The organism is Vreelandella vilamensis, assembly GCF_031451755.1.
GTDB classification, from domain to species: domain Bacteria; phylum Pseudomonadota; class Gammaproteobacteria; order Pseudomonadales; family Halomonadaceae; genus Vreelandella; species Vreelandella vilamensis.
Genome location: NZ_JARWAN010000003.1, coordinates 70,938 through 83,556 on the forward strand (window position 1 = coordinate 70,938; position 12,619 = coordinate 83,556).

At 55.0% G+C, this 12,619-nt stretch carries 10 protein-coding genes; 4 read left to right on the forward strand and 6 right to left on the reverse strand.

Annotated elements, in window-relative coordinates:
• Positions 1-43 precede the first annotated feature (43 nt).
• The 3 genes from trmA to QC823_RS02650 all read right to left on the reverse strand — a co-directional run bounded on the left by trmA (position 44) and on the right by QC823_RS02650 (position 2,665).
• On the reverse strand, positions 44-1,147 hold the full coding sequence (gene trmA, locus QC823_RS02640) for a tRNA (uridine(54)-C5)-methyltransferase TrmA (RefSeq protein WP_309654809.1): 1,104 nt from the start codon (positions 1,145-1,147) through the stop codon (positions 44-46).
• Between the two features lie 64 nt (positions 1,148-1,211).
• A complete protein-coding gene (gene murI / locus QC823_RS02645; protein ID WP_309654810.1) occupies positions 1,212-2,018 on the reverse strand; it encodes a glutamate racemase in 807 nt (268 codons plus the stop codon).
• Between the two features lie 101 nt (positions 2,019-2,119).
• Positions 2,120-2,665, reverse strand: a complete 546-nt coding sequence (locus tag QC823_RS02650; protein WP_309654811.1) for a hemerythrin domain-containing protein — start codon at positions 2,663-2,665, stop codon at positions 2,120-2,122.
• A gap of 118 nt (positions 2,666-2,783) precedes the next feature.
• Here QC823_RS02650 and QC823_RS02655 point away from each other — a divergent pair, with 118 nt between their 5' ends.
• Complete coding sequence (locus tag QC823_RS02655; RefSeq protein WP_309654812.1) at positions 2,784-4,124, forward strand: replication-associated recombination protein A; 1,341 nt, start codon at positions 2,784-2,786, stop codon at positions 4,122-4,124.
• Between the two features lie 17 nt (positions 4,125-4,141).
• On the opposite strand, the gene lolA is transcribed toward QC823_RS02655, so the two are convergent.
• Together lolA and QC823_RS02665 are read right to left on the reverse strand one after the other, a co-directional pair.
• Positions 4,142-4,837 (reverse strand): outer membrane lipoprotein periplasmic chaperone LolA, encoded by a 696-nt coding sequence (gene lolA, locus QC823_RS02660; protein ID WP_309654813.1) that lies wholly within the window; start codon positions 4,835-4,837, stop codon positions 4,142-4,144.
• Positions 4,838-4,978: 141 nt separating this feature from the next.
• Positions 4,979-8,020 carry a DNA translocase FtsK gene (locus QC823_RS02665; RefSeq protein WP_309654814.1) on the reverse strand — a complete coding sequence of 1,014 codons (3,042 nt, stop codon included), beginning with the start codon at positions 8,018-8,020 and terminating at the stop codon, positions 4,979-4,981.
• A gap of 154 nt (positions 8,021-8,174) precedes the next feature.
• Here QC823_RS02665 and aat point away from each other — a divergent pair, with 154 nt between their 5' ends.
• The 3 genes from aat to infA all read left to right on the forward strand — a co-directional run bounded on the left by aat (position 8,175) and on the right by infA (position 10,068).
• Positions 8,175-8,939, forward strand: a complete 765-nt coding sequence (aat, locus tag QC823_RS02670; protein ID WP_309654815.1) for a leucyl/phenylalanyl-tRNA--protein transferase — start codon at positions 8,175-8,177, stop codon at positions 8,937-8,939.
• A 57-nt stretch (positions 8,940-8,996) separates the two neighbouring features.
• Positions 8,997-9,734 (forward strand): arginyltransferase, encoded by a 738-nt coding sequence (locus tag QC823_RS02675; protein WP_309654816.1) that lies wholly within the window; start codon positions 8,997-8,999, stop codon positions 9,732-9,734.
• A 115-nt stretch (positions 9,735-9,849) separates the two neighbouring features.
• The gene (gene infA / locus QC823_RS02680) at positions 9,850-10,068 is read left to right on the forward strand and encodes a translation initiation factor IF-1 (RefSeq protein ID WP_026352028.1); all 219 of its coding nucleotides are present in this window, start codon (positions 9,850-9,852) and stop codon (positions 10,066-10,068) included.
• Between the two features lie 168 nt (positions 10,069-10,236).
• Here infA and clpA read toward each other — a convergent pair whose 3' ends face one another.
• Positions 10,237-12,516, reverse strand: coding sequence for an ATP-dependent Clp protease ATP-binding subunit ClpA (clpA, locus tag QC823_RS02685; RefSeq protein ID WP_309654817.1), 2,280 nt, complete (start codon positions 12,514-12,516; stop codon positions 10,237-10,239).
• Positions 12,517-12,619: the final 103 nt, after the last annotated feature.

Here is a 12,619-nt window from a genome sequence, read left to right on the forward strand (position 1 = left end):
CATGGCGCATACCGTTTATGCATCATGTACCCCTGATATAGCGCTATCGACGTTGCAACATCACGCCACATTCACAGTGGTCAGTAAAAGGAAACTGGTCAAACAGAGCGAAACGCTCAATGCGGTGTGTCTGATTCAGTATGGTCAAGTTTTCCGCTAGCGTCTTGGGATTACAGGAAATATAGACAATCCGCTCAAACCGGCTAAGTTGGCGGCAACTCGCCTCATCCAAGCCGGCACGCGGTGGGTCTACCAACACCGTTGAGAAATCAAAGGTCTCAAGTGCCATCTCAGCCACACGCCGGCCGCCCTTCTCGCCATTTAACGCTTGCGAAAATTCCTCAGCGGACATCCGCGTGACTTGGGCATTACTCACGTGGTTAGCGTCAAAGTTAACCTTGGCACTGGCCACCGACGTGCGCGAAATCTCGGTAGCTAAGACGCGACGAAAATTTTCCGCAAGGGCGACAGTGAAATTACCATTGCCACAGTAAAGCTCAACTAAATCAGAGAACTGGCTATTTTTGGTGACATCGCGCGCCCAGCTAAGCATCTTTTGGCACACAACGGCGTTAGGTTGGGTAAAGCTATTTTCGACCTGCTGGTAGTGAAAAGTATGGCCATCGAGGTGCAGCTGCTCCCACACGTAATCACGCGTCAGCACCCGGCGCTCTTTGCGTGAACGGCCGATAATCATAATACCCAGCTCGCGCTCTAAGGCTCGCGCTTCGCTTTCCCAAGCGTCATTCAGCGGACGATGGTAAATCAACGTTACCAGCGCTTCGCCTGCAAGCGTGGTCAAGAACTCAACCTGAAACAACCGGTGGCGTAACGCATCGCTTGCCAAAAAGGCCGCTCTTAGCTTGGGCATCAACGCATTGATCGCCTCGCTGGCCACCAAGTACTGATCTAAGCGTACCACCTGTTTGTTTTTGGGATTTTCCGGATCAACCTCAAACATGGCATAGAAGAGATCGTCACCCTCATGCCAAATGCGAAATTCACAACGCTGGCGATAGTGACTTGGCGGTGAGGTAAATACCTCCAACGATGGAGGAGAAAACAAAGAGAAGAGGCGTTCTAGTTCGTCACGTTTGACGGCAAGCTGCTCGTCGTAGCGTTGGGGATCAACCACGGGAATCGCCAAAGGGGGCTCCTGTTATCAGTGTCTAAATTTAACAAATCGTTGCGGTGGTTAACGCGATAGCGCGCTAGTGATCAAGAGACAAATCATCAAGGAACAGAGACTCTGGGGCAAAAAAACCATACGCTGCGAGCCCCGCTTTTAGGGAGGTGACGGGCGCAGTGGCGAAGCAGCGGCCCTCGTGGCGGTTCGATACCAACGTACTGACCACCTGCCCCACGCGACGGGCAATCGCATCTCCCGAATCCACCCAGATGAGCGGCGCTGGCGCAGCGGCGTCAAGCCAGGGTTTAAGTAGCGGAAAGTGCGTGCAGCCAAGCACCACCGTATCCATCGGCACATCGGCATGTGCCGCTTGCCATAACGGCGCTAATGCAGCGGCTAGGCGTTGGGTATTTGGCTCGGTACCGCTAATTAACGCTTCTGCCTCGATCACTAACGCATCCGCTGCCACGCGAGTAATACGACAATCGCTAGCAAAATTATCAATTAGCTGCTGAGTATAAGGGCGTCGGACCGTTGCCGTGGTCGCCAATAGGCCGATATGCCGCGATTGGCTCGCAGCTGCTGCCGGCTTGATCGCCGGCACAGTTCCGACCACGGGGATGGTCAGTTCAGCACGTAGCTGTTCTAGCGCTAAGGTGCTCGCCGTATTACACGCCACCACCAGCACGCTTGGCTGGCAGGCGTTAACAGCCGCACGGCAAACGCCAACGATACGCGCCGTTAACGTGCTGTCTTCACGCAGGCCATAAGGTAGCCAAGCATTATCGCAGGCATAGCACAAAGCGGCATGAGGGTAATGCGCACGCAGCGCACGCGCCACAGAGAGCCCACCCATGCCAGAGTCAAAAATTAATACGGGGCCAGCCATGTTGTGCGGTTGCCCTTTACAAAACGAAAAAGGGCAGTGAGTGTATCACGCCCCGAAAGGTTGCTGATGATGGGTGTTGATATTAGCGACTGCCTAATAAGTTAGAGCGAGGGGATTTGAGCGCCGCGCAACTCTGCATAAAGCTCTGGATAAGCCTGCTGAAGGCGTTCAAGCTCCTGCTCCGCGCCAGCAGGTAACGCTTGACGCAACAGCGCTAGATCTTCTTCGCTAAAATGCTTCTCCACCAGGGGGAATAACACTTCGCGCTCTTTGCTCAGGTAGGCACGGTGCGCTTCAAGGTATTGTTTCAAATCCTCGGCAAAGCGATCCATTGGAACGACACTGTCCATTAAAATCATATCGATATCCGTGGAAAGCCGCGCAAGTCGCGGTTTCAATTCGCGATACTCGTCGAGCATGCCTTTAACTTCAGCCACATGCTCTGGCGCCCGCACCTGCAGACACTGGATAAACTCACGCTCAAGTGGCGCCGCAAATTTTTCCATGTAGGCCAGAATGTGATCCACTACCTCGCGCATCAACTGGAAATTGGGCCGCTCACCCTTAGCTAAGGTTTTCTGCTTAAGCTGCAAGACGTGCAGCATTCGCGCCATATTGGCATGATCCAGACGCAGTTGATGTAACATTGTACCTTCTCCTTTGTTATCGCATACGCCCATTAAATCGCATCCACCTAACAGTAGCGTGACGCGGCGCTCATTACCACCAACAGCAACTCACGCTGTATCGTTCAATGGAGTCTGCATGGATCTGTTTTCATCTTCCACCCCCGCCGATGACGCCCCATTGGCGTTTCGCATGCGCCCTACGTCCCTTGACGATTATGTTGGGCAGCAAGCACTCGTGGGGCCTGGCAAGCCGTTACGCCGCATGGCAGAGTCCGGCGTAGTTCGCTCGATGATGCTATGGGGACCACCCGGCGTCGGCAAAACAACGCTGGCCGACATTCTGGCGAACGCCTCAAACGCCCACTTGGAAACCCTCAGTGCCGTGATGGCCGGGGTAAAAGAGATTCGCGCAGTGGTTGAGCACGCTCGTCAGTTGGCCCCTACCGCCGTGATTCTCTTTTTGGATGAGATTCACCGGCTCAACAAAAGCCAGCAGGATGCGCTCTTGCCCCACGTCGAATCTGGGCTTTTAACCCTGATTGGCGCCACGACTGAAAATCCTTCATTTGAAGTCAACTCGGCGCTACTCTCCCGCGCGCGGGTTTACGTCTTAAAGCCGCTTAGCGAAGATGAACTAATTGCAGTATTGCGCCAAGCGCTTAGTGATCGCGAGCGCGGATTGGGCCAGCGCGAGATTACGGTTGATGAGGAAGTGCTCGCAGTGCTTGCCCACGCAAGCGCCGGTGATGCGCGCCGAGCACTGGGGTTATTAGAAACGGCGTGCGATTTTACCCAACAGGAAAACGGCCGTGAAGTGCTCTATCGCAGCGCGCTTGATGACGTCATTGGGCATCAGGCCAGCGCCTTTGATAAACAAGGGGATGTGTATTACGACCTACTCTCGGCGATCCATAAATCGGTGCGCTCATCAAGGCCGGATGCCGCGCTTTTGTATATCGCGCGCTTTATTCAAGGTGGCGGTGACCCGCTAGACGTAGTACGCCGGCTGACGGCTATTGCGTCTGAAGATGTGGGTAACGCCGACCCGCGCGCGCTGCCGCTGGTGATCGCTGCCTGGGACGCTTATTTGCGTTTAGGCGACCATGAGGGTCAGCGGGCGCTCGCCCATGCGGCCATTCACTTAGCCGTTGCGCCCAAAAGCAACCGCATTGATCAAGCATGGAGTGCCGCGCAGCGTTTCGTCCGCCAACAACCGCAGATTGAGGTGCCTACTTACCTGCGCAACGCCCCTACCAAGCTAATGGAGAGTCTAGGCCACGGCAGTGGTTATCGTTACGCGCATAACGAAGACGATGGCTATCCCGCCGGTAGCGCACACAATTGCTGGCCGGAAGACCTGGTACACGAGAGGTTTTATCAGCCCAGCCAATTCGGCCAGGAAAAGCGTTTTGCTGACATCATGGCCTGGCGCGAACACCGCGACCATGAAGCCGATCAAGGGAGTGAGTCACAATGATGCGCGCTTCGGCGCTTTTAACGTCCTTCGCGAATCACATCGACGTTATCTGGAATGTCAAAGCTAAAGCGTTGTTCATCAATGGCGCCGTTTTGGCGAATGTCGCTAAACGCAATCGCGGTACGCTGCCCAGTACTGTCGGTCATCCAAAGCTCTGTGAGCGTTTCGCCGTTAAAGGTCAGGCTTAACTCTTCAAATAAAGTCTCAGCCGAGAGCGGGATCAGAGTAAACACCTCATCGTCGCTCTCTTCTTCATAGAAGACGTCATAGTTCTCGGCCAAATCCTCGACGTTGCCTGACAGCAGCATCGCCGGGGTGTGGGTAACGCGGTCATCGACTCCTTGCACGGTCACTTGCTCAAGATCCGGGTCGTATAGGTACACGTCTTCCCCATCAGAAACGACCGTCTGCGCGTAGGGGGCTTCTACTTCCCAGCGTAAAAGCCCAGGGCGAGAGAGCCACATTTCACCATGGGCTTCTTGCAGCCGTTCTCCGCCACTATCTAAAATCCGCTGTTCGAATGTGGCGTGATAGCTTTCCAGGGGATTGAGACGCTCGGTTAAGCGCTCGGTTGCTTCGTCGGCCCAAACGGCTGGCGCCATCACCAAGCCTAACGCACTGGCGGCAAGCGCCAGGGAAAAAGTTTTTGTCGGCTTTGAAGCCGTTAACTGGTCAGAATAAACGTCATTGTCGCGCGTGCCATTGTTAAGCATCGTGTTCTCCCTTAGCCGCCCGCCAAGCAAATGCTTACCGGACTCAAAACATGTTGTGCTATCAGACGCTTGATTCGCCGCTAGGTTTCCTCTTAAACGGCGCTTCCTTGGTGTTTGCACGTTTGCGAGCGATCAACACGATTAATGCCCCACCGGCGGTGGCGCTAACACTTCACGAGCCCCGTTGGTTCCCATGGAGGAGACCACGCCCGCACTTTCCATCGCATCAACAAGCCTTGCCGCGCGGTTATAGCCAATTTTAAAGCGCCGCTGCACGGCGGAGATCGAGGCTTTCCGCGTTTGCGTCACAAACTGCACAGCCTCATCGTAGAGCGCGTCTTGTTCAGCATCGTCGCCATCCGCGCCTTCCGCTTCAAGGCCTGCCAGCGCATCTGCGGAAACGCCGCCGGTTAAAATTTCTTCAATGTATTCAGGCTCACCGCGTTGTTTCCAATCTTCAACCACGCGATGCACTTCGTCGTCATCAACAAAAGCACCGTGAATACGGTTGGGTGGGCCAGACCCTGCCGGCAGATAGAGCATATCACCGTGACCGAGCAGGCTTTCCGCGCCGCCTTGATCCAAAATCGTGCGTGAATCAATACGTGACGACACTTGAAACGCCATCCTTGAAGGGATATTGGCTTTGATCAAACCGGTGACAACATCGACCGACGGGCGCTGGGTGGCGAGTATTAAGTGAATGCCAGCCGCCCGTGCCTTTTGCGCTAGGCGGGCGATCAACTCTTCGACTTTCTTGCCCACGATCATAAACATGTCGGCAAATTCGTCGATCACCACCACAATATAAGGCAGCTTTTCCAACACCGGTGGCGTTTGGTGCATCTCCCAAGGCTGCGGTTCCCATAGCGGGTCCGCCACTTGAGCACCCGCGCGCTCGGCTTCATCTAGACGGCCGTTAAAGCCGGCAATATTACGCACGCCCATCGCCGCCATCAGCTTGTAACGCCGCTCCATCTCGGCCACGCACCAACGTAGGCTATTGGCGGCCTCTTTCATATCGGTAACCACGGGCGCCAGCAAATGTGGTATCCCGTCGTAGACCGACAGTTCCAACATTTTAGGGTCGACCATAATAAGCCTGAGCTTATCGGGCGTGGCCTTGAGCAGCATGGAAATCAGCATCGCGTTAACGCCCACCGATTTACCCGAGCCCGTGGTACCGGCCACCAGCAGGTGCGGCATCTTGCCAAGGTTCGCCACCACCGGGCCACCGCCAATGTCTTGGCCTAGCGCCATGGTGAGCGGCGAGGTTTCCTGCTGGTAACGGTCGGAGTCGATCACCTCACGCAACCGAATCATCGCGCGGTGTGGATTGGGTATTTCAATACCAACGGTGGGGCGCCCTGGGATCACCTCGACCACGCGCACGCTTTTCACCATTAACGAACGCGCTAAATCCTTCGCCAGATTGCTGATTTTAGAAACTTTCACACCAGCAGCGGGCTTTATTTCAAAACGTGTAATCACCGGCCCTGGCCATGTGTCGACCACTTCCGCTTTCACGCCATACTCACGCAACCTAACTTCCAACAGTTCCGCCATGTCCGCCAACTGCTGATCGCTATAATTAGGTTGGTGCGGCTCGGGCAAGGTGAGTAGCCGTAGACTGGGCAACTCACCTTCTGGCTCGGGCATGTCATCAAGCACCGGCCGCTGACTCTGCAGATGCTCTACTGTCCACAGAGCCGGTGTTTCGTTGCTGCCCTCTGTTGCAGGCGCTTGTTCACGCTCAGCAGCAGGTTCGGGCCTTGGTTCAGGCTTTGGCTCAGGTGTCGCAAAACGAGGCGGCAGCGACTCCGGCTCATCGTCGTCGCCCCACTCATCTTCTTCCAACAAGGGCTCGGGCACCACTTCAGGCACGCGCGGCTCGGAGCGTGGTGGTGTGTACGTAGTGGGCTCTGGCTCTGGCTCTGGCTCTGGCTCTGGCTCTGGCTCTGGCTCTGGCTCTGGCTCTGGCTCTGGCTCTGGCTCTGGCTCTGGCTCTGGCTCTTCAAGCCTGACCGGCTCCGGGTCTTGAGGGGAAATAGGTTCCGGTTCCGGTTCCGGTTCCGGTTCCGGTTCCGGTTCCGGTTCCGGTTCCGACGACAGCGTTGGCTCTTTACGGACGCCATCAAGCGCTACTTCCGGCGCGGCTGACGTGTTATCGCCTCCGTCAGCCGCTGTGGCCGTTTTCGCTTTATGGGTAAAATGCGTGGCCGCATCCCAGGGAATTCCCGTTTCCTCAGTCGCTGGCGTTGCCTTAGCTCCTTGATTAGCTTTTGTTTCTTGATTACCTACAGCTTCTTGATTATCTGCTGTTTGAAGGCCGGGTTTCTGCTCATCACCTAAAGAAAGCCCTGGTTCTTGGCGCTTTGGTGTCGCGCTCGGTGCGGGCGAGGGCTCAGACGATGCTTTTGCATTTGACGCGGCGCGCTCTTGCGGGTGTGGCGCTGGGGCTTTTTTACGCGATGCCCGCTGAAAGCTGGCATGTAGTCGTGCAAGTCCCGCTCTTGCCCATCGCCCCAGTTTTCGCGCGCCACGCCCTACTTCGTCAGCCACCTGCAGCCACGACATACCACTAAAGAGCGGAAAGCCACTTAAAATAAGGGCCGCCGCGACAAGGCCGACACCTTGGCTACTCACTAACGGCCGCAGCGCGCCGACCAACCCTTCACCCAAAATACCGCCAGAAGCATAAGGCAAGAGGCTATCTGGATGATAAAAGTGCAGGGCACCCAACATGGTGGTACCAAAAATCAGCAGCACCAAGCCGCCGGCGCGCACGGCAATTGCGATCGCATCAAGCTCAAAACGCACCTGGCGCGAACGCATTAACCACCACGCGGCAAACCCCAGCATACCCGGCCACCACAGCGCGCTGGCACCTAGCAAGGAATACAGCACATCCGCAAGCCACGCCCCCACGGGACCCATCCAATTAGCGATGACCGTTTCAGGGCCGCGATATGACCAACCTGGGTCACCTGGGTGGTAACTCAATAGCGCTAAAAGCAAAAACACACACAGGGCAAGCAGGACGACAACAACCCCTTCACGCACTGCCCCTTGCAGACGTAGGCCGACGCGACGCGCTTTATCTTTGGCTTCGCTAACACGACCTGATGCCGTTTTGCGCGTTTGTGGCGTTTCTCGCTTGCTGGCCGCTTTATTTACTTTCAAGCGTTTCTCCCTTTCGCACCGACTCTCAATAAATATTATTTTCAACAACAGTGTATTAATAACACGACTTATCTGACTTGCGAGATTGCATCATACCGAGCATCCTTCTGTCGTCACAGACTTCTCTCAAACCGTCTCGTAATGGGAACATTACATGCTACCTTGGCTTAATGCGTCTATCCCCCACTTTCCCGATACTGGCATGGCGCTCGATGAACCCGATGGCCTGCTAGCGGCGGGTGGCGAACTCTCGCCCACTTGGTTGGTCAGTGCTTACCGCCAAGGTATTTTTCCCTGGTACAGCGAGGGTGATCCTATTTTATGGTGGAGCCCCAACCCGCGCATGGTGCTTTTTCCTGAAGCGTTTAAGCAGCGCCGTAGTTTAACCAAACGCCTGCGCCACGGCGGCTTTCGCGTCACGCTCGACCAACAGTTTGACACGGTGATTAACGCCTGCGCCGCCCCCAGGCGCCATGAGAGCGGCACGTGGATTACCCAAGCGATGCAGGAGGCGTACTGCCAACTGCATAGGTGTGGCATCGCCCACAGCATCGAGGTGACCCATCAAGATAGATTGGTTGGCGGTTTATATGGCTTGGCGCTGGGCCCGGTATTTTTCGGTGAGTCAATGTTTTCGCATCAACCTGATGCATCAAAAGTGGCGCTAGCGTACCTCTGCGCGGCAATGCGCCAGCACGGTGGTAAAATGATCGACTGCCAAATGCACACCCCCCATTTAGCAAGCTTAGGCGCGGGAACAGTCGCCCGTGAAGCATTCATCAACTATCTTAAAGAATGTTTGCCTAGCCAAGCATTCACATGGCCCGCGTCTTTCAGTGAGGCGCCTACGGTACCATCGTCACCATGGCTTGATGCGCTGGCCAAGCCAAATAACACCGATTTAATCTACCGACGCTAACACTAGCCTTTTGAGGCGTCGCCATCTAAAGTCCATCGCCACCCAAGGAGGCGAATCGTGAGTAGCAATGCGCTACGCCATCCCGTCAGGGACTTGCGCTTTTTTTTAACGGTGCCACATGACTGTAGTTACCTACCAGGGCGCGAAGCGACAACGCTTTTTTTAGACCCGCAAGAGTCTCCGGTATCCGGCGTTTATGATTCACTCACGCTTTTAGGTTTTCGTCGCAGTGGACGTCACCTTTACCGCCCCCACTGTGAAGGTTGCAACGCCTGCCGTTCGGTACGTATTCCTGTCGACGCGTTTACCCCTAACCGTACCCAGCGTAAAATTTTACGCCGCAACGCCGATATTCAAACTCGAACGATAAGCGCTCACTTCGACCCGCGCCACTACGCCTTATATGCCGACTATATTGAAAAGCGCCACGCCGATGGCGATATGTATCCACCCAGCCGCGAGCAGTACTATACCTTTTTGACCCTTGATGAGCCTTACGCTCAGCTTTTAGAGATGACATTAGACGGAGAGCTTGTCGGCGTCGCGGCGTTTGACCATTTAGAAAATGGGCTATCGGCCATTTATACCTTTTTTGCCGTTGATGAGGCCCTTGATAAACGTTCACTAGGCACATTTGCCGTACTTTTACTGATAGAACTGGCGCGCGCCAAAGGGGTACCTCACCTCTATTTGGGTTACTGGATCAAAGAATGCCGCAAAATGCGCTACAAACAGGCATTTTCACCGTTAGAAATCCTCGATGGGCGTCATTGGCGACCGCTTATTGCTTTTTAAGCACGGCTTTTTTGCCTTGACGCCAGCCTTACGGCACAATACAGCGCTGTTCATTCGCCCTTAGGGGCAAACCGATATGACACCCATAACGTTCATCAAGTGAGGATTTGCCTATATGGCACGCGAAGATCATATTGAAATGGAAGGCGTCATCATCGACACCCTTCCCAACACCATGTTCCGTGTTGAACTGGAAAATGGCCACGTGGTTACTGCCCACATCTCGGGAAAAATGCGTAAAAACTACATCCGCATTTTGACCGGCGATAAAGTTAAAGTTGAGCTGACACCCTACGACCTCTCCAAAGGCCGTATTGTTTACCGCTCGCGCTAAGTTAAACCTCGGGCTCTCGCTAACGCTGCCCGAAAAAAGCACCAGCCTCAAGCCAGTGTTTCACCACTTAAGCGCAGCGCTATACATGATAACGCCCCGTCAATGACAGGGCGCTTTTGTCTGATTATTCGGCCGGAACGTCGCCGCTCCGGCCGATATTTTTAGTGCTTACTCTGAAGCACCTGCCATCTCTGACTCCGTCGACAGGCTCAGCTCGCCCTCTTCTAAGCTTACGTGCACAATGCCACCGTGCTCAGCAAGCTCGCCAAACAGAATCATCTCGGCAAGTGGCTTTTTCAGCTTCTCTTGAATCAAACGTGCCATTGGCCGCGCGCCCATATCAGGGTCATACCCCTGCTCAGCCAGCCAATCACGCGCCGAGTCATCCACCTCTAGCTGAACACGCTTCTCATCCAACTGCGCTTGCAGCTCGATCAAGAATTTATCCACGACGTTACGCACCACCTCGGTGGGCAACGAGCTGAACTGGATAATACCGTCAAGGCGATTGCGGAACTCGGGCGAGAACGTCCGACGAATCACCTCCATCGCATCGGTGGAGTGATCTTGCGATTGGAAGCCAATCGAGCGACGTGCTGCCTGCTCAGCGCCAGCGTTGGACGTCATGATTACGATCACGTGACGGAAATCCGCTTCGCGACCGTTGTTATCGGTTAAACGGCCGTGGTCCATTACCTGCAATAGCAAGTTAAAGACTTCCGGGTGTGCCTTCTCGATTTCGTCCAACAGCAGTACACAGTGCGGCTGTTTGGTAATTGCTTCCGTCAACAAGCCACCCTGGTCGTAACCCACGTAGCCAGGAGGCGCGCCGATCAAGCGCGAGACGGTATGCCGTTCCATGTACTCCGACATATCAAAACGCACAAGCTCAATACCCATGATGTGCGACAACTGCTTAGCTACCTCGGTTTTACCTACCCCGGTTGGCCCAGCGAAGAGGAAGCTCCCCACGGGCTTATCGGGTGACTTCAAACCCGCACGGGAAAGCTTAATCGCGGCAGCAAGGCTATCGATCGCTTCATTCTGACCGAACACCAGCATTTTTAGGTCGCGATCGAGATTTTCTAGCAGCTTGCGATCCGAGCTAGACACGCTCTTCGGCGGAATCCGCGCAATCGACGCCACCACCGCTTCGACTTGGTCCACGTCGATAATATCGACGCGCACTTCCGGCGGTAGCATGCGCTGATGGGCACCGGCCTCGTCAATCACATCAATGGCTTTATCCGGCAGAAAACGATCATTAATGTAACGATCCGCTAAGCGTGCGGCGGTTTCCAGTGCGCTATCGGTATATTTGAGATCGTGATGCTCTTCAAAGCGTGAACGCAGCCCTTTGAGAATCTTGATGGTATCGTCCACGGAAGGGGCAAGGACATCGACCTTCTGGAAGCGGCGTGCAAGCGCTCGGTCTTTTTCAAAGATGCCGCGGAACTCTTGGAACGTCGTCGAACCAATACAACGCAGCTCGCCCGAGGACAGCAGGGGTTTAAGCAAGTTGGAAGCATCCATCACGCCGCCAGAGGCCGCGCCTGCGCCAATCACAGTGTGAATTTCATCGATAAACAAAATCGCATGCGGCTGCTTTTTCAGCTCGGCCAGCAGCGCTTTTAGGCGTTTTTCGAAGTCCCCACGGTACTTGGTTCCCGCCAACAGCGCGCCCATGTCCAGCTCATAGACGACCGCATCGCTAATCACCTCGGGCACATCTTCTTCCACGATACGCTTGGCTAGGCCAGCGGCAATCGCGGTTTTGCCCACACCCGCTTCTCCGACCAGAAGCGGGTTATTTTTGCGCCGACGTGCAAGAATCTGCACCACGCGCTCAAGCTCATGGTCGCGCCCAATTAACGGGTCAATTTTGCCTTGGCGCGCTTGTTCATTAAGGTTGGTTGCAAAACCGGTCAGCGGGTGTGAGGCCCCTTCGCTACTTCCCTCTTCGGTTTCTTCCGACTCGGGCGATGACGGTGACGGGGACGCGCTATGACCCGATACTTTGGAAATACCGTGGGCAATGTAATTCACCGCATCGACACGCGCCACACTCTGCTGCTTGAGGAAATAAACCGCTTGGCTCTCCTGCTCGGAGAAAATAGCCACTAACACATTAGCGCCAGTCACCTCATTTTTACCTGAGGACTGCACGTGAAAGACCGCCCGCTGCAGCACGCGCTGAAACCCCAGCGTAGGCTGTGTTTCACGCTCGCCTTGCCCTTCTGGAATCAACGGCGTGGTGGAGTTGATGAAATCCTGCAGATCGGACCGCAGTTTGTCTACTTTTGCCCCGCAAGCCTTAAGGACATCGACCGCTGAGGCGTTATCCAGTAGCGCCAGCAGCAGATGCTCAACGGTCATAAACTCGTGACGCTTTGAGCGTGCCACGGTGAAAGCCGTGTTCAGGGTCAGTTCAAGTTCTTTGCTCAGCATGGCAGTCCCCTTTTCGCTGCTACCTAGGTCTCAAACACCCGGGCTAGGTAACCAATTCCCAGGCTATGTCACAAATACCCAGGGCATATCGCCACCTAGGGCT